The following is a 22,029-nucleotide window of genomic DNA, read 5'->3' as shown; positions in this document are numbered from 1 at the left end:
GGCCGGCCCGGGGGTTCCCAACCGGGGCGGCGCGGCGGGGGGCCCTCCCCCCGGGCCCGGCCCGGCCTCCGTTTGTGGGGCCCCCCCCCGGGGGGGGGGCCCCACAACCACGTCAGCCGTGGGCCGGCCGGTCAGGGCAGCAGGTCGGCCCGCGGGGGGACGAAGAAGTCGATGTTCACGCAGGGGGCCTCGGTGGGCTCCACGTAGTGCTCGCTGCCGCGCGGGACCAGCAGGAACGAGCCCGCCCGCAGGTCGTGCGCGACCCCGTCCACGTAGTAGTTCGCGCGCCCCTCGGAGATGTGGACGAGCTGGTCGAACTCCTCGTGCCGGTGCGGGTTGAGCGTCATGCCGACCTCCAGCTCGTGGTGACAGATCATCACCTCGTCGGTGGCGTAGACGCGCCGGCGGACGCCCGGCCGCACCTGGGTGACCGGCAGGTCGTCCCAGTTGACCACGGTGCCGAACAGGGCCGCGTTGCGTGTGCTCACTGCTTCTCCTCTCCGGCGGCGGCCCGCAGGCCGGCCGCCAACATCTGCAGGTCGGAGCCGACGATCAGGTAGTCGGCGTCGCCGAGGCCCAGGTCCGCCGCGGCGGTCCGGGCCGGGGCCCAGCCGCCGAACGCCACCCGGACGGACCGGGCCGCGGCCCGCACCCGGTCCACGGCGGCCGTCAGCACCGCGGGGTCGGCGGGCAGGCCCAGGTCGACGGCGAGGTCGGTGCTGCCCACGAAGCACACGTCGAGAGCGGCGACCAGTTCCGGCAGGGGGTCGGTGCGCGCCGTCTCGATCTGGCCGACCAGCACCGGCGGGTCGTCCCGCTCGGCGCGCAGGAACTCGGCCGGCGCGAGCGCGCCGAACCGGGCGGCCCGGTTGGCCAGGCTCACCGACCGGCGGCCGGCCGGGGCGAACCGGGCCGCCGCGACGAGCGCCTCGGTCTGTGCGGTGCGGGTGAGCATGGAGAGCTGGATGCCCGCCGCGCCGGCCTCCAGGAGCCGGTTGACGGCGGCGGCGTCCACCGCGGGCACCCGCACCAGGGCGGGCAGGCCGCAGACGGCCGCGTGGCGCACCAGGTCCACGGCGTCCCGCTCGGTGAGCGTGGAGTGTTCGAGGTCGACGACCACGAACGCGAACCCGGCCGCCCCGGCCAGTTCCACCACGTCGGGCGTCGCCAGCTTGACAAAGGTACCGACAGCGGGCCCCCGCCCCGCCAGCACGGCCCGCAACCGCCGACGCAGCCCATGCACATCCCCGACGGTCATCAAGCCTCCAACGGCATCTACGAACGGACGTCTTGCATCGGACGGACGGGCGAGCCGGGCCGGGCCTGGCCGATCCGAGCCGGGCCGAGCCAAGCCGGGCTTGACCGGGCCGGGCCGAGCCGAGCTAGGCCGATCCGATCCGAGCCGGACCGAGCCGATCCGGGCCGGACCGAGCCGATCCGGGCCGGACCGAGCCGATCCGGGCCGGACCGAGCCGATCCGGGCCGGACCGAGAAGGCCGAGCCGAGCCGGGAGGGCCAGGCCGGACCGACAGGGCCACGCCTCGCCGGACCGAGAAGGCCAGACCGGGCCGACGCAGCCGGACCGACAGGGCCAGGCACCTCCGGGCCGGGAAAGCCAGGCCGGACCAACACAGCCGGACCGACAGGCCCACGCCGCGCCCGACCGAGAAGGCCGGGCCCGGTCGGCGCGGGCTGACCGGTATGGGTCGGGGGAGCCGGGTCGGGCCGGGGGCCCGGTCGTGAAGGGTAGGTCGGGGTGGGAAGGGTGGGTCGGGGTGGGAAGGGTGGGTGGGGTGGGGTCAGGCGGAGGGGAGGCCTCGCCAGGGGGTGATGGGGATCTCGGCGCCCTCGTGGAGCACCACGGTCGGCTCCAGGCGGGGCGCGACGATGGTGTTGCCCGCGGCGTCGGGCAGGGTGCACTCCTCGGTCTCGGTGACGACCGTGACGTCGGCCCGGCCGCCGACCTCCAGGCGCCCGTAGCCCTCGGTGTCGAGGCCGAGCAGCCGGGCCGGCGCGACGGTGGCCCGGCGGATGCACTCGTCGAGCGGCGCGCCGAGCGCGACCAGCTTGGAGATGCTGGTGAGCAGGTCGAACACCGGACCGCGCCAGTTGCGGGCGCTGGTGTCGGAGCTGAGGACGTCGGGCAGGAAGCCGTCCGCGATGGCCCGGCGGGCCACCTCGAAGCTGAGGTTGCTCTTGCCGTGGGCGGAGTCGAACAGGACGCCGCGCTCACGGGCCGCGGTGACCGCGGGCTGCACGCGGTCGCCGTCGAGGATGCCGTACTCCTTGCCGGTGTAGCAGTGCGCCACGATGTCGCCGGGGCGCAGGTGGTCGAGGACGACCGGCAGCGGCTCCGAGGTCTCGCCGATGTGCAGCATCAGCGGCAGACCGGCCTGCTCGGCCAGCGCCACGGACTTCTTCAGCAGCGCCTCCCAGTGCTCGCCGACGACGTCCTCGGAGAGCCGGATCTTGAAGCCGCGCACGATGTCGGGGTGGGCCTCGGCGGTGGCGAGCGCGTCGTCGGGGACGAGGGTGTCCGGGTTCAGCAGCTCGCCGAATCTGAAGTCGATCAGGCCGAGCACCGAGACGTTGAGGAAGTTGACGATGCGCATCGGGTTCGCCTCGACGACCAGCTTGCGGAAGGCCGCGAAGGTCGAGGCGCCGGCCGTGCCGGCGTCCGCCGCGGCGACCACGCCACGGCGCAGATGGGCCTCCTCGGCGGGGGCGCCGACGGCGGAGACGTACTCGAAGATGTGGGTGTGGCCCTCGACCAGGCCCGGCAGCACGGTGGAGCCGGTGACGTCGATCGTGCGGGCGGCGCCGGACGCGAGGCCCTCCCCGATCGCGGCGATGCGGTCACCGGTGACCGCCACGTCGAGCCGGGCGTTGGTGCCCGACGCCGGGTCGATGACGGTGCCCCCGGCCAGGACGAGGTCGTAGGACGGTGCGGAGGAGTGTGACATCGCTGTGGCTCCAGGGTGAGGGGACGGTCAGCCGGCCTGTTCGGCCAGCCGCTGGTCGCGCGGTGCGGCGTCCGCGGGACGCACGATGCGGGTGACGAGGGGAAGGACACCGTCCACCTCGACGCGGACCTCGTCGCCGTCGGCGAGGAAGCCGGCGCGGTCCTGGCCGGTGCCGGCCGGGGTTCCGGTGAGGACGACGTCGCCGGGTTCGAGGGCGGCGTACCAGGACAGCCTGCTGAGCAGGTCGGCGACGGGGAAGATCATCCCGGCGCTGGTGTCGTCCTGGACGAGTTGTCCGTTGACCCGGGTCCGCACCCCGATCGCCTCGCGGTCGGCGAGCTCCTCGGGCGTGCAGAGGGACGGGCCCAGGGGGGTGAACCCCGGGTAGCTCTTGGCGAGGGCGGGGATTCCGGTGGTGCGCATGACATCCCGGGCCGTCATGTCGTTGGCGGCGGTGACGGCGGCGACCGCGGGCCAGACCTCCGACTCGGCGGCCCGGTGGAGCCGGCGCCCGACGACGACCGCTATCTCGCCCTCGTAGTCGGGTTCGGCCACGTCCCGCGGGATCACCGCCGGCGCGCCGGGAGGAAGGACGCCCGACGACGCGGCCAGGTAGAGGATCGGCTGCTCGGGCAGCCCCCTGCCGGTCCGTTCCGCCTTCGACACGTAGTTGAGTCCGACGCCCCACAGCGCGCCGGGACGGCCCAGCGGCGCCGTGAGGACGGCCTCGTCGAGAGGGATGCGCCGGCGCACCGCGCATGACGCCAGGCACTGGAGCGAGCCCTCCTGTTCGAGGACCGCGCCGAAGTGCGGGAAAGCAGTGTCCAACAGGGCGACAGCCCCGTCCTCGATCCGGCCCAGGCCGGTCTGCGTCGTGACTACTCGCATGGCGAGCATCTTTTATTGCGAGACGCCATCATGTCAAGCGATACGCAACCGTCGGTTGGGGACGCACCGACACCCCGTCCGCGCAGTCGGCGGACGGGGTGTCGGAAAGCTCATCTCCGTTGATGGGCAGGGCTGTTCGCCGCGCCCGCGGCGGTGTGTCAGGCGAGCTGGCGCCGCACCTCGCCGCTGTCCCAGTAGTCCGTGCGGTGCGCGATCAGACCGCCGGACACGGTGAACAGGAAGACCCCGCGGACCCGCACCGGGCGGTCGCCCGCCGAGCGCATCCGGAACGTCATGACGTAGGGCACCGCGGCCGAGGCGCCGTCGACGAGGACCCGCTCGGGCACGTACCGCAGCTCCCCGAACTCCGCCAGGAAACCGGTCAGCGCCGCTCGGTACTCGGCGCGGCCCCTGCGGGTCCGTCCCAGGGACGACGTGTGCTCGTTGACGAAGTCCTCGGACACACAGGCGGCCACGGCGTCGGCGTCGTGCGCGTTGAGCGCCGCGAGATACGCCTCGACCGCGGCCCGGGTGCCGCGGTCCGTGCCGCCGTCCGTGCCGCCGTCCGCGCCCCCGGCGGTCAGGCCGACCCCCACTTCTGCCGGACCGTGTCGAACACCCGCTGGTCGTGCGAGATCTCCACGACGTTGCCGTCGGGGTCCTTCAGCGCGCAGATGTAGCCCACGGGGTCGGGCATCTGCCGGGGCTCCCAGTGCAGGCAGCCCAGCTCGCGGGCGCGGTCGGCCAGGGCGTCGACGTCCTCGCGGGCCGGCACCTCGATGCCGAGGTGCGCGAAGGGGTGCAGCAGGCCGAGCGGGCTGCCCTTGTCCTTGTCGAAGGACACCAGGACGAGCACGAACGGAGTCTCCGCCTGCTTGTCGTTGGAGAGCCAGACGCTCTCGCCGTCGGCGTCCTTGAACCGCTCGACCACGACCAGGGGGGTGAGCGAGGTGTAGAACTCGATCGCCTTGTCGAGGTCCCCGGTGGGCAGCGCGACGTGCGTCCAGCGGGCCGAGGTGAGACCGGTGGCCACAGTGCCTCCATCGTGAGGGGTACGAATTTCCCCGAGGTTAGGCACGCGCGGGTGAGCGAGTCGATGTGCTGCGGACACAACACGCGCGCCGCCAACGCTGACCCCGCGCGACATCGGTCCCGCGCCCGCCGCCGTGGGAGCCTGCGGGATGACGGCGACGGCCGCCGGCAGGACACGGGGAAGAGGAGGGCCAGGCGTGGAGTACCGGATTCTGGGCGGAACGGGCATCGAGGTGAGCGCACTGTGCCTCGGGACGATGATGTTCGGTGCCTGGGGCAACACGGACGAGGCGGAGTGCCACCGCATGGTGGCGACGGCGCTGGACGCCGGCGTCAACTTCGTGGACACCGCCGACGTGTACGCCTTCGGCGAGTCGGAGGAGATCCTCGGCCGGGCGCTGAAGGGACGGCGCGACGACGTCGTCCTGGTGTCGAAGTTCCACAACGAGATGCCGGGCGGCCCGCTCGACCGCAACCGGCGCGGCAACTCCCGGCTGTGGATCACGCGTGCCGTCGAGGACAGCCTGCGCCGGCTGGGCACGGACCACCTCGACGTGTACCTCGTCCACCGTCCCGACCCCCGCACCGACGTCGAGGAGACGCTCGGTGCCCTCGGCGACCTGGTCCGGGCGGGCAAGGTACGGGCGATCGGCACGTCCAGCTTCCCCGCCGAGGAGATCGTCGAGGCGCAGTGGGCGGCCCGGCGCGACGGCCGCGAGCGGTTCACGGTGGAGCAGCTGTCGTACTCGGTGCTGGCCCGGCACGCGGAGGCCGCCGTGCTGCCCACCGCACAGCGGCACCGGATGGGTGTCATGGTGTGGAGCCCGCTGAACGGCGGCTGGCTGACCGGCAAGTACCGGGCCGGCGCGGAACCGGCGGGGGACTCGCGCGCGCGGACCAACGGCGACCACTTCGACTACGCCGACGCGCTGGTGCGCGAGCGCAAGCTGGCGGTCGTCGAGGAACTCGTGCGCCTCGCCGCCGACGAGGGCTGCACGCTCGTGGAGCTGGCCCTGCGGTTCGTGCTCGCCCATCCCGGCGTCACCTCGGCCGTCATGGGCCCGCGCACCCACGAACAGCTCCTGACGCAGCTGACGGCGGTGGAGCGGCCGCTGTCCGCCGCGGCGCTGGACCGGATCGACGAGCTGGTCGCGCCGGGCGGTGTGCTCAACCCGCGCGACGTCGGCCACACCCCGCCGGCGCTGGAGAGCGCGGCACTGCGCCGCCGCTGACCGCGCCGCCGAACGCCGGACGCCGGCCCCGCACGTCCGCGGGGCCGGCGTCCGTTCTCGCCGCGGCGGCGCCGTCAGGTCGACCCGCGCTCGAAGGGGCGGCCGAGGGCGGCCGGTTCCCGGTGCTGTGTGGTGAACAGCAGCATCGCCAGCAGCGCCAGCACGTACGGGGCGGCGACGAGCAGCTGGGCGTTGAGGGTGATGCCGAGCGGCGGCAGCGCGAGGCGCAGCGCGTCGGAGACGCCGAACACCAGGCAGCCGAGCAGGGTACGGCCCAGTCGCCACGCCCCGAAGATGACCGCGGCGATGACGATGTACCCGCGCCCGGCGGTCATGTTCTGGTTGAACGAGCCGACCTCGCCCACCGCCAGGTAGGCGCCGCCCAGACCGGCCATCGCGCCGCACCACAGCAGTGCCTGCCGGCGCCGCAGGTTGACCTTGATGCCGGTGACGTCGGCGGCCTGCGGGTTCTCCCCCACGGCGCGCAGCTCCAGGCCCCAGCGGCTGCGTTCGATCAGCCACCAGGTGAGCCCGACCAGCGGGATCAGCAGATAGGCGGGCCAGCGTACGGAGAACAGGGGTGCGCCGATGACCGGGATGTCCCGCAGCAGCGGGACGAACAGCAGTCCGACCTGGTGCGAGGTGAACTGCTGGGTCGTGATCAGGAAGCTGGTCAGACCGAGCACCAGGGCGTTCAGCACGAGGCCGACGACGAAGGTGTTGATCTGCGCCCGGTGCGAGAGGTTGCCGTGCACCCAGCCGACGAGGAGGCCGGTCAGCACGCCGACGACGAGGCCGGTGGTGGCGCTGCCGGTCGCGCTCGCGGTGGCGACCGAGGTGAACGCGGAGCCGAGCATCATCGCCTCGACGGAGATGTTCATGGTGCCGGCGCGCTCGGCGAGGTACTCGCCGCAGGCGGCGAGGGCGAGCGGCACGGTCAGCCGGACCCCGCTCGCGAGGATGGTGGAGGTGCTGTCCAGAGCGCTCACGCGGCCGCCTTCACTTCGGTCGGGACGACGGACGCGGCGGGCGCGGCCGACGGCCTGGCGCCGCGGCGCCTGCTGACGAGGTCGACGAGGAGGGGCGGCACGACGAACGCGAGGACGAGTAGCGCCTTGACGATGTCGACCAGGTAGTACGGCACTCCGGTGGCGGAGAGGAAGTCGCCGCCCGAACGCAGCACGGCGAAGACGAACGACACCGGGATCGCGACCAGGGGGCGGTTGCGGGCGACGAGCGCGACGAGCAGGCCGTCCCAGCCGACGTTGTCGGAGAGTCCGGCCTGGAGCCGGTTGGTGCTGACCGGAGTGGCCAGCAGCAGTCCGCCCGCCATACCCGCGAACGCGCCCGACAGGGTGAGGGTCAGACCGCTGAGCGCGGCCACCCGGACGCCCGCGTGCTGGGCCGTGCGCGGGTTCAGCCCGACCATCCGGACCCTGAAGCCCCATCGGCTGCGGGTCAGGACGACGGCGACACCGGCCGCCGCGGCGAGCGCGACGAACAGGCCCAGGTTCAGCTGGAGCGAGGGGTACTGCCCGAAGCCGCCGAGCAGACCGCCCGCCGGCAGCGGGTTGGACTGGGCGTCGGCGATGCCGGAGGAGCCCTGCGCGCTCTCCTGGAGGAACCAGCTCGTGCTGACCGCGAACGTGACGAGCTGGACGGCGAGGAACGTCATCAGCAGGGTGCTCACCGCGACGTTGACGCGCCGGAAGCGGTACATCAGGGCGCTGAGCGCGGCCCAGGCACCGCCGCCGACCGCCGCGGCGGCCAGCACCACGACGACCAGCATCGGGCCGGGCATGGCCAGCCGCAGCCCGACCCAGGCGCCGGCCAGGCCGCCGATGAGGACCTGGCCCTCCTGCCCGATGTTGAACGTGCCGGCGGCCGCGCAGACACAGGTGCCGACGGCGACCAGGAGCAGCGGCGCCGCGTTGAGCAGCGTCGTCGTCCAGCCGGTGGTGTTGGCGAGGCTGCCGGTCCAGATCGCCGACACCGACGCGCCGGGCGAGGCGCCGGTCAGCATGAGCAGGACGGCGGACACCCCCAGGGCGGCGGTGACCAGGACGACGGTGAAGCCCGCCGTCAGCCAGCCGCCCGGCCCGGGGCGGAGCCGGGCCAGGAGGCTCCGGCCGAGGTCGCCGGGGGTCCGGGGGTCCGGTCCGGGGACGGTGGCACTCACGCGGCCTCGCCCCCGACCAGCATGCCGAGCCGCTCGGGGGTCGCCTCGGAGACGGGGAGCGCTCCGGTGATCCGCCCGGAGGAGATCACCGCGATCCAGGTGGCAAGGGCCATGACTTCCTCCAGTTCGGTGGAGATGAGCAGCACTCCCACGCCCTCGGCGGCCGCCGCGCGCAGCCGGGCGTACATGTCCTCGATGGCGCCGACGTCGAGCCCGTGGGTGGGCTGCGCGGCCACCAGGACGCGGGTGCGGCCGGACAGTTCCCGGGCGAGGACCACCCGCTGCTGGTTGCCGCCGGAGAGGCTGCGCACGGGGGCGTCCAGCGACGGCGTGACGATGTTGAACTCGTCGGCGAGGCGCCGGGCCTCGGCGAGCATCGCCCGCCGCCGCAGCAGGAACCGGCCGCTGACCGTGTCGAGGGACTTCATCGTGAGGTTCTCGGCGACGCTCATGTCGAGGACGACGCCGCTGTGGTGCCGGTCCTCGGGGACGATGCCGAGGCCGGCCTTCGACAGGACGCCGGGCCGGGTCAGGTCGACCTCCTGCCCGGCGACCTCGACGGTGCCGGCGTTCGGCACCACGAGCCCGGACAGGACGTCGCCGAGTGTCGCCTGGCCGTTGCCCTCGACGCCGTAGAGGGCGACGATCTCGCCCGCGCCGACGGTGAGGTCGACGCCGTCGAGGACCCTGACCCCGTCGTCCTCCACGGTGAGCCCCGCGAGGCGCAGCACGTGCGCCCCGCGGTCGTGGTTCCCGTCCGCCGGGCCCGTGTTCTGCACCGGCAGCAGACCGAGGGCGGCGCCCTCCTCGCCCAGCGACACCTCGCGGCCCACCATCCGCTGGGCGAGCAACTGCGGGGTGGTCTCGGCGGTGACCGCCCGGAAGGCGACCCGGCCCCTGCGCAGGACCGTGACCCGGTCCGTGGCCCGGGCGATCTCGGCGAGCTTGTGGCTGATGAGGATGACGGCGCGCCCCTCCTCCTGCACCACCCGGCCGAGGACGGCGAACAGTTCCTCCGACTCGGCCTGGGTGAGCACCGAGGTGGGCTCGTCGAGGATCAGGATGCGGGGGTTGCGGCGCAGGCACTTGACCACCTCGACCCGCTGCCGTTCGCCCGCCGAGAGGGTGCCGACCCGGGCCTCGGGGTCGATGGGCAGCCCGTAGCGCGCCGAGACCTCGGCGATCTCGGCGCAGAGGGCCTGCTTGTCGACCTTGCCGCTGTCGCCGAGTGCCACGTTCTCCCACACGGCCAGCGCGTCGATGAGGCTGAAGTGCTGGTGCACCATGCCGATGCCGAGCTCGGCCGCCTCCTGCGGGCTGTCGAGCGCGACCTGCGCACCGCGCACCAGCACGGTGCCGGCGTCCCGCCGGACCAGCCCCAGCAGGACCTTCATGAGGCTGGACTTGCCCGCCCCGTTCTCGCCCAGGAGGCCGTGGATCTCGCCCGCCTCGACGCTGAGGTCCACCGCGTCGCAGGCCTTGACCGCTCCGTAGGACTTCGTGATGCCGCGCAGCTCCAGGATCGGAGCCGCTGAGGCCGTCGGTGTCATCGCTGCATCTTCCTCGTCGGTGTCGGCAGGTCAGCCAAGGCGCTTGACCTCGGCGGCCGGGTCGATCTCCTTGCTGCCGATCTTCTTGATGAAGGCCGTGAGCTGTGCGGCCTGGTCGCCCGCGGGGTCACAGATCTTGACGGTCGGGTAGGGGTCCACACCGAGCTGCCAGGTGCGCGTGGTGCCCATCTTCAGGTTGTTGTCCGCGAACTCCTTGAGCGCGGCCAGGAAGTAGTCGCCGGGGCTGAAGATGACCGAGATGTCGTACTTCGGGCTGGTCGAGTCGCAGCGGTCGGTGCCCGGGGTGAGGGTCAGCACCTTGCTGCCGTTGGCGAGCTGGGCCGCGGCGTCGGTGGCACCGCCGAGGTAGGGGTAGATGACCTTGGCGCCCTGGCTGATCTGGGCCTGGGTGGCCTCCTTGGCCTTGGCCGAGTCGTTGAAGTCGCCGGTGTAGGTGGTGGTCAGCCGGGCCTTGGGGACGACCTCCCGGATGCCGGCCAGGAAGGCCTTGGCGGCGGCCACGCTGAAGTCGGCCTTGGCGCCGGTGACGAAGCCGGCCTTGGTGTCGCCGGCCGCCTTCATCTTCAGACCGGCGGCGTAGCCGGCGACCAGCATGGACTGGTTGGGGTCGTCGGCGGAGAGCAGGATCTTGGGGGTCTGGTCGATGTTCGCCGACGAGGGCACGTACCAGGCGGTCTTGGCGCAGACGGCCTCCTCGGAGGCGGGGATGGCGTTCTTCAGCTCGCTGGCGCCGAGCGCGATCATGTCGACGTGCTGCTGACACAGGGCGCGGGCGGCGGTGAGCGCGTCGTTCACGGGTACGCTGCCGCGCTTGATGACCGTCCAGCCCTTGCTCTTGGCGTAGGCGTCCGCGCTGTCGACGAAGGACTGGTAGTAGCCGTGGTCGTTGATGTCGCCGGGGCTGAGGACACCGATGACGACCTTGCCGTCGCCGTTGAGGTCGGGCTGCTTGAGGCTGCTGTCGCTGCCGCTGGTCGCCGAGGCGTTCGTCTTGGCGGCGGTCGCGTCGTTGCTGGCGCAGCCGGCGAGCGCGAGGGCTCCCACGAGGGCGAGGCCGACCGCGGCTCGGGGGCGGCGGAGGGTGCTTCTGGTGGTCATGTGCGTGGTTCCATTCGCTCGGGGGTGTCGCACGGGGTGTCGCTCGGGTGCCGGCCTTGCGGGGCGGCGGTGATGTCGAGGGGGGAGAACGCTCGGCAGCGCCGGGGGCTGGGTGACCCCGGCGTCGGAGAGGCCGTCCTGGTGCCGGACGGCCTCCTCACCCGCGGCGACGGACCACGGGAAACGGATCCGCCCGCCGCTCGGACCCGGGTGCGGTCGACGCGGCATGGGGGGACGGAGGCGGGCGGGACGTCAGCGGTGGCACTGACGGCCGCGGCGGGTACGACGGGTGTGTCCGGTGGTGGGCCGGTGGGGTAATCGGCGGTCGGCGCCGGCCGGGTGGCCGGTGCCGCGGGGAGGGCGGCGGGTCGTCGGTCGGGTGGGCGGGGAAGCGGCTGTCCGGGGCCGGCCGGCGGTCCTCGCCCGCGCGGGCCCGGCCAGGTCGATGACGTTCAACGGTTGGTCTCCCCTCGCTGGTTGGCCGCCGGGCCGCTGGTCCGTGCCGGGTCAGGGGCGCGGACTCAGCGGGCGGGGGCCGGTCTTGGGGTGCGGGCGGGTCTCACCGGGTGGCCACCGGTTCGGGCCAGGCCGGACGTGGGGTGATGCCGGCCCGCCGCAGCAGGGCGGCGGACCGTTCGGCGGCGGCCTCGGCCAGGGCCGCGAGATCGACACCGGTCGGCCGGCGGTCGCGGACGACGACACGGCCGTCGACCAGCACGTCGCGCACGGTGCGGGAGACATGGCCCCAGACCAGCTGGCGGGCCAGGTCGCCGCGGGGGATCCAGGCGGGGTCGGCTCCGTCCAGGACGACGATGTCGGCGGCCTTGCCGACCTCCAGGGAGCCGATCCGGTCGCCGAGTCCGATCGCCTCGGCCCCGTCGACCGTCGCGAGCGCGAACGCCTGCTCGGCACGGATCGGGTCGGGCAGGTCGCGGTCGCGCTCCAGGGCGGCGAACAGGTGGGCGGAGTGCAGGACGTCCGGGGCGTCGCCGGCGTTGTGGGCGTCGCAGCCCAGGGCCACCCGGCCGCCCCGCCGCACCAGTTCGGCGTGGCGCGACGCCCGCGTGTACCCCTGGCCGAGCCGCAGGTAGGCGCCGGGGCAGGCGGCGACCGCCGTGCGGGTCTGGAGGATCGCCTCGGTCTCCGCGTCGTCGAGCCAGACGGCGTGCCCCAGCAGCAGACGCGGACCGAGCACGCCCAGTTCGCGGAAGTGAACGACCGGCCGGCGTCCCGAGCGCAGCGCGTACGCCTCGGCGTCGGCGGGTCCCGGGGAGATGTGCCAGGTCAGTCCGGTGTCGAGCCGTTCGGCCAGCTCCGCCGCCCCGGTGAGGAGTTCGTCGCTCACCAGGTCGTGCCCGACGAGGGTCACCCACCCGGTGACGGGGCCGGTGGCCGGCAGGGAGCGGACGATGTCCTCCTGCCGGGCGAGCACCTCGCCGGCGGGCGCGCCGAGCGGCACGCCCTCGGCGTCCCAGCCCCAGCCGCCGACCCGGGCGCGGATGCCGGCGGCGCCGAGCCCGGCGGCGGCCCGTTCCGGGAAGGCCACGGTGCCGGGCTCCAGCACGGTGGTGATGCCCCGGGAGAGGCACTCGACGGCCGTGATGGTGGCGGCCAGTTCGTCGTCGTCGCCGTCGGCCGCGGCGTGCAGCGGGACGATCCAGTCGAAGATCGACTCCTGCGAGCCGATGTCGTCCGGGATCATGCTCCGTACGAGGGGGTCGACGGTGGTGTGCTGATGGGCGTCGACCAGGCCCGGGATCACCACGCAGCCCGAGGCGTCGATCTCGCGGGCGCCCCGGAAGCGGGCCCGCAGTTCCGCGGCGGTGCCGAGCGCGGCGATGCTTCCCCCGGACACGGCGATCGTCGTAGCGGCGAGGACGCGCCGGGCGGGGTCCATGGTGACGACGTCACCGCCGGTGATCAGCAGATCGGTCACGGCTCGATCACCACCTTGCCGATGGTGTCGCGGGCGGCGAGCACGTCCCAGGCCTCGGCCAGGTCGGCCAGCGGGAAGCGGGCGGCGGTGGGCAGGTGCAGGCCGTCGGCGAAGCAGGCCGAGGTGGCGGCGACGAAGTCGGCCGAGGTGTAGCCGCCGGTGCCGAGCAGCTTCAGGCCCCGGTGGAAGACCTCCTGGAGCGAGAACGACACCTGGTCGCCGCTGGTGTTGCCCATCAGCAGCAGCCGGCCGCGGATGCCGAGGCAGTCCAGCGAGGTGCGCCAGGTGTCGGTGCCGACGTGGTCCAGGACCAGGTCCGCGCCGGCCTCGCCGGTGAAGAGGGACACCGCCTTCACCGCGTCGGGGTCGTCGTTGCGCAGCACCAGGTCCGCGCCCGCCTCGCGGGCGGCGGCCCGCTTGGCGTCGCTGCCGGCGAACGCGATGACACCGGCGCCGGCCCGCTTGGCGAGCCGGACGGCCGCCAGGCTGACGGCGCTCGCCCCCGCGTGCACCACGAGGGTCTCGCCGGCCGCGACCGCCCCGAGGGTGTGGACCGCGTGCCAGGCCGTCGCGTAGGCGGTGGGCAGAGTGACGGCCGCGGCGAGCGGCATGGAGTCGGGGACCCGTACGATCGACTCGGCGGACGCCCGGACGTACTCGGCCAGCGCGCCCGGGGCGTTGCCGCCGAGGATGCGCGGCCGGACGCAGTAGGCCCGGTCGCCCACGGAGCAGCGGGGGCAACTGCCGCAGCCCTGGGTGGGGTCGGCGATGACCCGGTCGCCGGGGACGACCGAGCCGACCTCGGCGCCCGTCTCCACGACGGTCCCGGCGAAGTCCATGCCGGGCACGTGCGGAAGGCGGAAGCCTGGGATCAGACCGGGCCCCCTGCGCTGGAGCAGGTCCAGGCGGTTCAGCCCGCAGTGCTCGACCTTCACGACGACGTCGCGCGGGCCGCACACCGGTTCCGGTACCTCCCTCGGGGACACGGCCTCGGGCCCCCCGAAATCGGTCTGCACCATGGCTCGCACCGGCTCCCCTCCTCCCCTAACCCATCTCGCATTGCGAGTCGATGGAACGTATTGCGAGGTACTCTGCCCCCGCCGAACGGCGCTGTCAACGCTCCTGTGGAACATCTTGGTTTCGTCGGTATCTCATGCGGGCGCAGGGCTCCGCACCGCTCACGACGCAGGCCGGAGCGGGTGGGAGACAGGGGTGCGGACAGCCGGCGGCAGGCCGCGGAACGGCGCGGCCGGCGCCCCGGCGGCGGTGTGCGGGAGCACCGGAGCGGGGCCCGCGGGCGCCGGTCCTCAGCGGTCCCGCGGCCCGGCGGTCCCACGGCCCGCGGGCATCGGGTCGCCGTCGTCGAGCGGGCGGCCGTCGTCGGACTCCAGCAGGTCGAGCGCCGCGAGCGCCAGATGGAGTTCGGCCGAGGCGGCGGGCAGCAGGGGGTCGGTGCCGAGCAGGTTCTTGATCTGCCGCACCCGGTAGCCCACCGAGTTGCGGTGCAGGTGGAGCTGTTCGGAGACGGTCTGCCGGCTGCCCCGCTCGGCCAGCCAGGCCCGCAGCGTGGCCATCAGTTCGGGACGGTGCAGGATCGGCCCGAGGTGCGCCTCGGCGTACGCCCGGAGCCGGGCGCGGGGCAGGGGCAGCAGCATCTGGACGACACCGCAGCCGCCGAAGGTGAGCAGCGGGACGTGCCGGTTGCGCGCGAGGCCGAGCAGCCGTTCGGCCTCGGTGAAGGAGCGGACCAGGTCGTCCGCCGATTCGGGGTGGGAGCCGCTCGCCGCGACGACGTGGTCGGCGGACTCGTCGCCGGTCATCAGGCGCAGCCGGGTGCGCAGCCGGGCGAGCGCGGCCTCCCCCGGCACGACCGTCCACGCCGTGCGGCCCTCCTGCTGCACCGGGTGCTCCAGCCAGTTCAGGGCGGTGGACCAGGCGCGCAGCCGGGTGCCGCCGTAGTACAGCACGGCGGCGGCGGGCGGGTGCTGGAGGTCGATGCCGAAGGCGGCGGCCGCCGCGCGCTCCGCGGGACCGGTCCGCCCGGACCGCAGCGCGGCGACGACGTCGGCGGCCGTGCGGCGCAGCGGGACCGGGACCGCCTCGGCCGGCTCGTCGCCCGCCCGTACGGCGTCGATGAGCAGCGCGGTGACGGCGGCACCCGCCAGCGCCCGTACGCACGGATCGCCGGGACCGAGGGTCAGCAGCACACCGGCGACGGTCGTCCCGGCCCGTACCGGCAGCGCCGTGGCGCGCAGTCCGTCGAGGGTGTCGACCACCGGTCCGGCCCCGCCGTCGAGGACGGCGCGCGCCAGCGCGGCCGGCAGTCCCGCGCCGCTGTCGGTGGCGGCCAGCGGGACGCCCTGCGCGGACAGCAGGCGGGCGGGGCGGCCGGTGGCCGCGCACAGCGCGCGGAGCACGTCCGAGCGCGTCGCGCCGGCGAGCACGGCCTCGGTCAGTTCCCGTTCGAGGACGGCGGGGTCGGCGTCCGGTGGCGGGTTCTCCCTGGCGGGTCCGGACCACGGTCCGGCGGTGGTGATACTCATGGCCTCGCTCTCAGCGGTCCAGCAGCCGGACGGCCACACCCTTCTCCTGGGTGTACTCGCGCAGCGCGGCGTACCCGCCGCCCCGGCTGAAGCCGCTGTCCTTCTGCATGTTGAAGGGGAAGCCGATCACTCCGGCGTCGTGGAACTGGTTGACCGCGACCTGCCCGGAGCGGACGTCCTTGGCGAGCCGCAGGGCCCGGGAGATGTCGTTGGTCCAGATGCAGGCCAGCAGGCCGAAGTCGGTCGCGTTCATCAGCCCGGTCGCCTCGGCCGCGTCGCGGAAGGACTGCACGGCGAGGACGGGGCCGAAGACCTCCTCGCGGGCGACCCGCATGCCCGCGTCCACGCGGTCGTACACGGTCGGCGGCACGAACCACCCGTCCCCGGCGGGTGCGCCGCCGGTGACCAGCCGCGCCCCCTCCCGCGGGGTGTCCGCGAGGAAGCCGCTGACGCGGTCGAACTGCGCCCCGCTGACCAGCGGTCCCATGTCCAGGTCGGCCTGCCAGGGGCCGGTCCTGACCGCGGCCATGGCGGCGGCGACCCGCTCCACGACCTCGTCGTGGACGGACGCCTCGACGAGCAGCCGGGAACCGGCGTAGCAGTTCTGGCCCGCGTTCTCGGTGATCGAGGCGACGATCGCCGGGATCGCGGTGTCGAGGTCGGCGTCGGCGAAGAGCACGTTCGGCGACTTGCCGCCGAGTTCCAGTTTCACCGGGACGAGGTTCCGCGCGGCGGCCGCCATGATCGCGCGGCCGGTGGCGGTGGAGCCGACGAAGCTGATGTGGTCGACGCCGGGGTGCGAGGTGAGCGCGACCCCCACCTCGGGCCCGAGACCCGTGACGACGTTGATCACGCCCGGCGGGAACCCGGCGCGGCGGGCGAGTTCGACGAGGGCGAACGGGGCCAGCGGCGCGATCTCGGACGGTTTGAGGACGACCGTGTTGCCCGCGGCGAGCGCCGGTGCGACGTTCGCCGCGGTGAGCACGGCGGGCACGTTCCAGGGGAGGACGACGGCGCACACGCCGTACGGCTCGGGGACCGTGTAGCCCAGGTAGTCGGGGCTGCGGGTCGGCAGCGTCACTCCGGTGAGCTTGTCGGCCGCGCCGGCGAAGTAGTCGATGATGCCGTGGGCGATGTAGATGTTCGTGCGGCCTCCGGACAGGGGCTTGCCCACGTCCTGGGCCTCCACGGCCGCCAGTGCCTCGACCTCGGCGATGATCAGGTCGGCCCAGCGCCGCAGCAGCGCCCCGCGTTCGCTGGGGCTGGTCGCCGCCCAGGCGGGGAAGGCCCGCCGCGCCGCGGCGACCGCGTCGCCGACGTCGGCACCGCCCGCCCGTGCCGTACGGGTGATCACCTGCCGGGTCGCCGGATCGAGCACGTCCAGCGTGCCGCCGTCGCGGGCCGCGACCCACTCGCCGTCGATGAAGTGCTGGGAAGAAGGGTAGTCAACAGCCGCCATGGGGGAACCTTGACCGGTCATATCGCGCATGTCAATATGCGGTCTCGCATTGCGAGTCGGCGGTCCGAGTCGCCGCCCGAGTCGCAGTCCGCGTCGTCATCCGCGTCGCGGTCCGCGTCACCGCGCGAGTCATAGAGGAGGCCCCGTGCGCGCCACCGCCGCTCTGCTGGAGCAAGCCGGACAGCCGTTCGTCCTGACCGAGGTGGAACTGGAGGAACCCCGCCCCGACGAGGTGCTCGTCCGGGTCGCCGCCGTCGGCATCTGCGGCACCGACCTGGAGTTCGCCTCCTTCTTCGCCACGCCCGCGGTGCTCGGGCACGAGGGGTCGGGGGTCGTGGAGAAGGTCGGATCACACGTCACCTCGGTACGGCCGGGCGACCACGTCGCCATGTCCTTCACGTCGTGCGGCACGTGCGCGCTGTGCCGCACGGGTTCGCCCGCCTACTGCCGCAGCTTCGACGCGGTGAACTTCTCCGGCCGCCGCCCCGACGGCTCCACCGCGGTGACCCACGAGGGACGCGAGGTCAACGCCCACTTCCTGGGCCAGTCGTCGTTCGCCGGCCTTGTCGTCGCACCGGAGCGGGCGGTCGTCCGGATCGACCCGTCGCTGGACCTGCTGCGGGCCGGCCCCTTCGGCTGCGGCTTCCAGACCGGCGCCGGCGGCGTGCTCAACGTCCTCCAGCCGCGCCCCGGCTCGTCGATCGCGGTCTTCGGGGCGGGAGCGGTCGGTGTCTCCGCCGTCATCGCCGCCGCGCTCAGCGGCTGCGAGGTCGTCGCCGCCGTGGACGTGAACCCGGCCAAACTGGAGGCGGCGCGCGGCTTCGGCGCCACGCACACCGTGGACTCCTCCGCGGGCGGGGCAGCCGAACAGCTGGCCGCCCTCGTCCCGGAGGGGTTCGACTTCGTCATCGACACCACCGGCCGCGAGGACGTCCTGCGCACCGCCGTGGAGGCGCTCGGCCCGCTCGGCCGCGCCGGGGTCATCGGCATCGGCCCCAGCGAGTCGATGAGCTTCGAGTGGCGCAGCATCCTCAACGGGCGCTCCGTCACCGGCATCATCGCCGGGTCCAGCCTGCCGCAGCTGTTCCTGCCGCGCCTGCTCGACCTCAACGCCCAGGGCCGGTTCCCCGTCGAGAAGATGATCACCTACTTCCCGTTCGAGCAGATCAACGAGGCCGTCGCGGCCGTCCGTTCCGGCGCGGTCGGCAAGGCCGTGCTGACCTTCTGACCGGCCCCGACCTGCCGTTCACCGGCAGGAGGGCGTTGTCACACGGGCGGCGACACCTTAGGGTGACCGCACCGCCGATGAGGCAGCAGACATCCGGTGGCGCGGCCGGACAACACCGCGCACAGGTCCGAGCACGTGGAGCGTGCCCACCATGTCCGCCGACATCGACTTCGACTTCGTCGAGCAGCGTCCGCCCTCCGACGAACCGGCCGCCTTCGACCACCACTCCGCCGAGGCCAACGCCGACCCCGTCGCCTACTACGCGCGTTTCCGCGAGAGCTGCCCGGTGGGCCGCTCGGCCGCCCACGGCGGCTTCCACTACACGACCCGCTACGCCGACGTGGCCCGCATCGCCCGTGACGACGCGACGTTCTCCTCGGCCCGCAGCGAGCACGGCGGCGAGGGCGTCGGCATCGTCATCCCCAAGGGCCCGGGACTGGAGCAGTACCCGATCGAGCTCGACCCGCCGCGGGCCACCGAGTACCGGAAACTGATCAACCCGCTGCTGACCCCCGAGGCCGTCGAGCGGCTGGTCCCGATGATCGAGCGCCATGCCGCCCGCGTCGTGGACGAGTTCGTCGAGCACGGCTCCTGCGACCTGGTCCGCGACCTCACCAACCCGCTGCCGGCCGCGGTCACCCTGGACTGGCTCGGCTTCCCCGAGGAGGACTGGGCCCGGCTGGCCGGTCCGGTCCACGACATCTTCGCCGCCCCGGCCGGCAGCGAGCGCGCCGCGCGCGGGGCCGCCGGGCTGGCCTACATGGACCGGCGCATCCGCGAGCTGATCGCCGAACGCCGCTCGGCGCCGCGGGCCGACGCGGTCAGCGCGGTGGTGGCCGGCCGGACCTCCGCCGGCGGCGAGTTCACCGAGGACGAACTGGTCTCGGTGATCGGGCTGCTCATCGCGGGCGGCGTCGACACCACCACCTCCCTGACCGGTTCGACCCTCGTCCACCTGGCCCGCCACCCCGAGCAGCGCCGGCGTCTGATCGACTCCCCCGACCTGCTGGACGGCGCGACCGAGGAGTTCCTGCGCGCGTTCGCCCCCTCGCAGTCGATGGCGCGCACGGTCACCGAGGACACCGAGGTCGGCGGCTGCCCGGTGCGCGCGGGCGACCGGGTGCTGATCCCGTGGGTCGCCGCCAACCACGACCCCGCCGTCTTCCCCGAACCCGAGCGGGTACGGCTGGACCGCGACGCCAGCCGGCACCTCAGCTTCGGCATCGGCTCGCACCGCTGCGCGGGTGCCCACCTGGCCCGGGCCATGTTCCGCGCGATGATGACGCAGGTCCTGACCCGGCTGCCCGACTACCGGGTGATCGAGGAAGGGCTCGTGCCCTACCCGACGCGCGGCAACCAGTCCGGCTGGGACGCGGTCCCCGCGGTCTTCACCCCCGGCCCCCGGGCGAGCGGGACGACGGGCCGGGCCCGCGCGCTGACCACGCCCACCGCGCTGCGGGTGACGGCGGTGCGCGCGGCGTCCGAGGGCGTCGTCGCCGTGGACCTCGCCCTGCCCGACGGCGCCGGCCTCCCGCCCTGGCGGCCCGGCGCGCACATCGAACTGCGGCTGCCCTCGGGCAGGCTGCGCCACTACTCGCTGTGCGGCGACCCCGCCGACGCCGCGACCTGGCGCATCGGCGTCCTGCACGAGCCCGCGGGCCGGGGCGGTTCGGCCGAACTCCTCGAACTGGCCCGGCCGGGAGCCACGTTCGCGGTGCGCGGCCCACGCAACCACTTCCCCCTGGTGGACGCGCCGTCCCACCTCTTCATCGCGGGCGGCATCGGTGTCACCCCGATCCTCGCGATGGTCCGCGAGGCCGCCGGACGCGGCACGCCGTTCTCCGTCGTATACGGCGGACGGACGCGCGCGACCATGGCGTTCACCGACGAACTCACCGCCGCGGCCGGCGACGCGCTCACCCTCCTGCCCCAGGACGAGGCCGGACTGCCGGACCTCCCCCGCCTGCTGGGCGGCCTGGACCCGGACGCGGCGGTCTACGCGTGCGGCCCGGCGCCGATGCTGGCGGCGGTCGAGCGGGAGTGCGCCCGCCTCGGCCTCACCGACCGGCTGCACCTGGAGCGGTTCACCGCGGGCGACGACCTGGAACCGGCGTTCGACGCGGCGGCGAACCGCGCCTTCGAGGTCCGGCTCGCCCGGACCGGCGGCACGCTCACCGTCCCGGCGGACCGCCGCCTCATCGAGGTCGTGCGCGACGCCGTCAGCGGCCTGTCCTACGACTGCGAGAAGGGCTACTGCGGCGCCTGCGAGACCCGGGTCCTCGCCGGAACCCCCGAGCACCGGGACTCCGTACTGAGCGAGGAGGAACGCGAGGCAGGGCGGACGATGATGATCTGCGTCGGCCGCTGCCAGGGCGACGGACTCGTCCTGGACCTCTGACCTCCCGCTCCCCTCCCCTCACCCCTCCCCTCCCTTCCCCCGGCCTCCGACACCCTCGGCGCGGTCCGGCACCGGGCGCGACCGCCCACCGCCGGACCGCGCCCAGGCATGTCCGCACGTCCCCGCCCATTCTCTTCGCGAGACGCCATATCGCATTACGGAACACGGTTACGGTGCGGACCCGCACCCGAAACGCCCGTGCAACGGGACGTTCATAGCGTCGGCCCATCCCTTCCACGAAAGGCGGGCCATGACAGCGACCGACTCCCCCCTGCTCGACATCGCGGCGACCGGCTTCCCGATCCTCCAGCCGGGCCACGGAGCGATCCCGTCGGCGGCGTACGTGCCGGCCACCCCCGGCAACACCCTGTGGGGCCGCCTCCCGTGCGAGGCGGACGCACCGGTCGCCGCGGTCCGGCCGGGCTCCGTCGTCACCGTGGACACGCTCAGCCACGAGGGGGTCCTGGAGGACCAGGGCCGCGACCCGCGCGGGTTCTTCGCCCGTTACGGCGTCACCGGCGCCCATGTGCTCGACGACGCCCAGCAGACGGCGGACTCCGGGACGGCCCACGACTTCGACGACGACGGCCCGCACCTCGTCACCGGCCCGGTCGCCGTGACCGGCGCCCGCCCCGGCGACCTGCTCGCGGTGACCGTCCTCGGCCTGACGCCCCGGGTTCCCTACGGCCTGGTGTCGGCCCGCCACGGCTTCGGCGCGCTCCCCGGCGAAATGCCGTCGCTGCCCGGCCCGGTGATGACCTTCGCGACCGCGCACGCGGACCGCGACGGCGCGTGGGGCCGGATGGCGGTGGACCCGGCGGACCCCGCCCGCGGCGCACTGCGCTTCCCGCTGCGCCCGTTCCTCGGCGTGATGGGCGTGGCGGTGCCCGGCGACGAACGCCCCCACTCGGTACCGCCGGGCCGCCACGGCGGCAACATCGACGTGTCCCTGCTCGGCGAGGGCGCCACCCTCTACCTCCCCGTCCAGGTGGACGACGCGCTCGTCTACTTCGGCGACCCGCACTTCGCCCAGGGCGACGGCGAGACAGCCCTCACCGCGTTCGAGGCGTCGCTGCGCGCCACGGTGCGGCTGGAGGTGATCCCCGGCGGCGCGGCCCTGCGCCCCGGCCACGGCCGGGTCACCCCGTTCGCCGAGACCGACGACTACCTCGTCCCGATCGGCCTGGACGAGGACCTGGACGAGGCGATGCGCGACTGCGTCCGCTGCGCCCTGGACCTCCTCGTCACCGACTACGGCATCGACCGCCACCTGGCGATGGCCTACCTCAGCGCCGCGGGCGACTTCGCGGTCTCCCAGGTGGTCGACAGCGTGAAGGGCATCCACGGCAAGATCCGCAAGTCCGACTTCGCGGAGGTCGTCCGCCCGGCCTGAACACCCGGAGACGGCGGCCGGTTCAGCCGACGACGGTCCAGGTGTCCTTGCCGGCGAGGAGTGCGGCCAGGTCGCCCTGGCCCTGTTCCCGGACGGCGGTGTCGAGTTG

Annotated in this window: 18 protein-coding genes; 4 read left to right on the top strand and 14 right to left on the bottom strand. The window is 74.0% G+C overall.

The genetic code is table 11. The features are described 5' to 3' along the window. Positions 1-131 precede the first annotated feature (131 nt). The 6 genes from ACZ619_RS41090 to ACZ619_RS41065 form a co-directional block, all read right to left on the bottom strand. A complete protein-coding gene (locus tag ACZ619_RS41090) occupies positions 132-488 on the bottom strand; it encodes a cupin domain-containing protein (RefSeq protein WP_469610660.1) in 357 nt (118 codons plus the stop codon). Beyond that, positions 485-1,258 carry an HpcH/HpaI aldolase family protein gene (locus tag ACZ619_RS41085; RefSeq protein ID WP_469610658.1) on the bottom strand — a complete coding sequence of 258 codons (774 nt, stop codon included), beginning with the start codon at positions 1,256-1,258 and terminating at the stop codon, positions 485-487. The genes ACZ619_RS41090 and ACZ619_RS41085 overlap by 4 nt, the downstream gene beginning before the upstream one ends. A gap of 541 nt (positions 1,259-1,799) precedes the next feature. Further along, complete coding sequence (locus tag ACZ619_RS41080; protein ID WP_469610656.1) at positions 1,800-2,963, bottom strand: amidohydrolase family protein; 1,164 nt, start codon at positions 2,961-2,963, stop codon at positions 1,800-1,802. 27 nt (positions 2,964-2,990) lie between these two features. Then, positions 2,991-3,851 carry a fumarylacetoacetate hydrolase family protein gene (locus tag ACZ619_RS41075; RefSeq protein ID WP_469610654.1) on the bottom strand — a complete coding sequence of 287 codons (861 nt, stop codon included), beginning with the start codon at positions 3,849-3,851 and terminating at the stop codon, positions 2,991-2,993. Between the two features lie 158 nt (positions 3,852-4,009). After that, a complete protein-coding gene (locus ACZ619_RS41070) occupies positions 4,010-4,447 on the bottom strand; it encodes a nuclear transport factor 2 family protein (protein ID WP_469610652.1) in 438 nt (145 codons plus the stop codon). Further along, positions 4,432-4,884, bottom strand: coding sequence for a VOC family protein (locus tag ACZ619_RS41065; RefSeq protein ID WP_469610650.1), 453 nt, complete (start codon positions 4,882-4,884; stop codon positions 4,432-4,434). Before ACZ619_RS41065 ends, ACZ619_RS41070 begins: the two co-directional genes overlap by 16 nt. Before the next feature lie 196 nt (positions 4,885-5,080). Here ACZ619_RS41065 and ACZ619_RS41060 point away from each other — a divergent pair, with 196 nt between their 5' ends. Next, positions 5,081-6,115, top strand: a complete 1,035-nt coding sequence (locus tag ACZ619_RS41060; RefSeq protein ID WP_469610648.1) for an aldo/keto reductase — start codon at positions 5,081-5,083, stop codon at positions 6,113-6,115. A gap of 74 nt (positions 6,116-6,189) precedes the next feature. Here the strand turns inward: ACZ619_RS41060 and ACZ619_RS41055 are convergent, their stop codons facing one another. From ACZ619_RS41055 to ACZ619_RS41020, 8 genes are all read right to left on the bottom strand, one after another. After that, complete coding sequence (locus ACZ619_RS41055; RefSeq protein WP_469610646.1) at positions 6,190-7,104, bottom strand: ABC transporter permease; 915 nt, start codon at positions 7,102-7,104, stop codon at positions 6,190-6,192. Then, the gene (locus ACZ619_RS41050) at positions 7,101-8,294 is read right to left on the bottom strand and encodes an ABC transporter permease (protein WP_469610642.1); all 1,194 of its coding nucleotides are present in this window, start codon (positions 8,292-8,294) and stop codon (positions 7,101-7,103) included. The genes ACZ619_RS41055 and ACZ619_RS41050 overlap by 4 nt, the downstream gene beginning before the upstream one ends. After that, positions 8,291-9,844 carry an ABC transporter ATP-binding protein gene (locus tag ACZ619_RS41045; RefSeq protein WP_469610639.1) on the bottom strand — a complete coding sequence of 518 codons (1,554 nt, stop codon included), beginning with the start codon at positions 9,842-9,844 and terminating at the stop codon, positions 8,291-8,293. The genes ACZ619_RS41050 and ACZ619_RS41045 overlap by 4 nt, the downstream gene beginning before the upstream one ends. 30 nt (positions 9,845-9,874) lie before the next feature. Next, positions 9,875-10,963, bottom strand: a complete 1,089-nt coding sequence (locus tag ACZ619_RS41040) for a BMP family ABC transporter substrate-binding protein (protein WP_469610637.1) — start codon at positions 10,961-10,963, stop codon at positions 9,875-9,877. Positions 10,964-11,522: 559 nt separating this feature from the next. After that, complete coding sequence (locus ACZ619_RS41035) at positions 11,523-12,899, bottom strand: amidohydrolase family protein (protein WP_469610635.1); 1,377 nt, start codon at positions 12,897-12,899, stop codon at positions 11,523-11,525. Beyond that, entirely contained in the window at positions 12,896-13,918 is a 1,023-nt protein-coding gene (locus ACZ619_RS41030; protein ID WP_469610633.1) for an alcohol dehydrogenase catalytic domain-containing protein, read from the bottom strand. Before ACZ619_RS41030 ends, ACZ619_RS41035 begins: the two co-directional genes overlap by 4 nt. A gap of 288 nt (positions 13,919-14,206) precedes the next feature. Further along, positions 14,207-15,442, bottom strand: coding sequence for a PucR family transcriptional regulator (locus tag ACZ619_RS41025; RefSeq protein WP_469610630.1), 1,236 nt, complete (start codon positions 15,440-15,442; stop codon positions 14,207-14,209). A gap of 10 nt (positions 15,443-15,452) precedes the next feature. Next, positions 15,453-16,901 (bottom strand): aldehyde dehydrogenase family protein, encoded by a 1,449-nt coding sequence (locus ACZ619_RS41020; protein WP_469610628.1) that lies wholly within the window; start codon positions 16,899-16,901, stop codon positions 15,453-15,455. A 145-nt stretch (positions 16,902-17,046) separates the two neighbouring features. Between ACZ619_RS41020 and ACZ619_RS41015 the strand changes: the two genes are divergently transcribed. The 3 genes from ACZ619_RS41015 to ACZ619_RS41005 all read left to right on the top strand — a co-directional run bounded on the left by ACZ619_RS41015 (position 17,047) and on the right by ACZ619_RS41005 (position 21,920). Further along, positions 17,047-18,129 carry an NAD(P)-dependent alcohol dehydrogenase gene (locus ACZ619_RS41015; protein ID WP_469610626.1) on the top strand — a complete coding sequence of 361 codons (1,083 nt, stop codon included), beginning with the start codon at positions 17,047-17,049 and terminating at the stop codon, positions 18,127-18,129. 151 nt (positions 18,130-18,280) lie between these two features. Next, the gene (locus ACZ619_RS41010) at positions 18,281-20,527 is read left to right on the top strand and encodes a cytochrome P450/oxidoreductase (RefSeq protein ID WP_469610622.1); all 2,247 of its coding nucleotides are present in this window, start codon (positions 18,281-18,283) and stop codon (positions 20,525-20,527) included. Between the two features lie 250 nt (positions 20,528-20,777). After that, complete coding sequence (locus ACZ619_RS41005) at positions 20,778-21,920, top strand: acetamidase/formamidase family protein (protein ID WP_469610620.1); 1,143 nt, start codon at positions 20,778-20,780, stop codon at positions 21,918-21,920. Positions 21,921-22,029: the final 109 nt, after the last annotated feature.

The organism is Streptomyces sp. NPDC104367 (genome assembly GCF_055583825.1).
Note: the sequence above shows the minus strand (reverse complement) of the source record. Positions and strands in the feature narration are given on the sequence as shown.

Excerpts from the sequence above, each read along its gene's own strand:
- ACZ619_RS41085 (WP_469610658.1), bottom strand. The coding sequence starts at position 1,258 with ATGACCGTCGGGGATGTGCATGGGCTGCGTCGGCGGTTGCGGGCCGTG.
- ACZ619_RS41080 (WP_469610656.1), bottom strand. The coding sequence starts at position 2,963 with ATGTCACACTCCTCCGCACCGTCCTACGACCTCGTCCTGGCCGGGGGC.
- ACZ619_RS41075 (WP_469610654.1), bottom strand. The coding sequence starts at position 3,851 with ATGCGAGTAGTCACGACGCAGACCGGCCTGGGCCGGATCGAGGACGGG.
- ACZ619_RS41045 (WP_469610639.1), bottom strand. The coding sequence starts at position 9,844 with ATGACACCGACGGCCTCAGCGGCTCCGATCCTGGAGCTGCGCGGCATC.
- ACZ619_RS41040 (WP_469610637.1), bottom strand. The coding sequence starts at position 10,963 with ATGACCACCAGAAGCACCCTCCGCCGCCCCCGAGCCGCGGTCGGCCTC.
- ACZ619_RS41030 (WP_469610633.1), bottom strand. The coding sequence starts at position 13,918 with ATGGTGCAGACCGATTTCGGGGGGCCCGAGGCCGTGTCCCCGAGGGAG.
- ACZ619_RS41025 (WP_469610630.1), bottom strand. The coding sequence starts at position 15,442 with ATGAGTATCACCACCGCCGGACCGTGGTCCGGACCCGCCAGGGAGAAC.
- ACZ619_RS41020 (WP_469610628.1), bottom strand. The coding sequence starts at position 16,901 with ATGGCGGCTGTTGACTACCCTTCTTCCCAGCACTTCATCGACGGCGAG.
- ACZ619_RS41010 (WP_469610622.1), top strand. The coding sequence starts at position 18,281 with ATGTCCGCCGACATCGACTTCGACTTCGTCGAGCAGCGTCCGCCCTCC.
- ACZ619_RS41005 (WP_469610620.1), top strand. The coding sequence starts at position 20,778 with ATGACAGCGACCGACTCCCCCCTGCTCGACATCGCGGCGACCGGCTTC.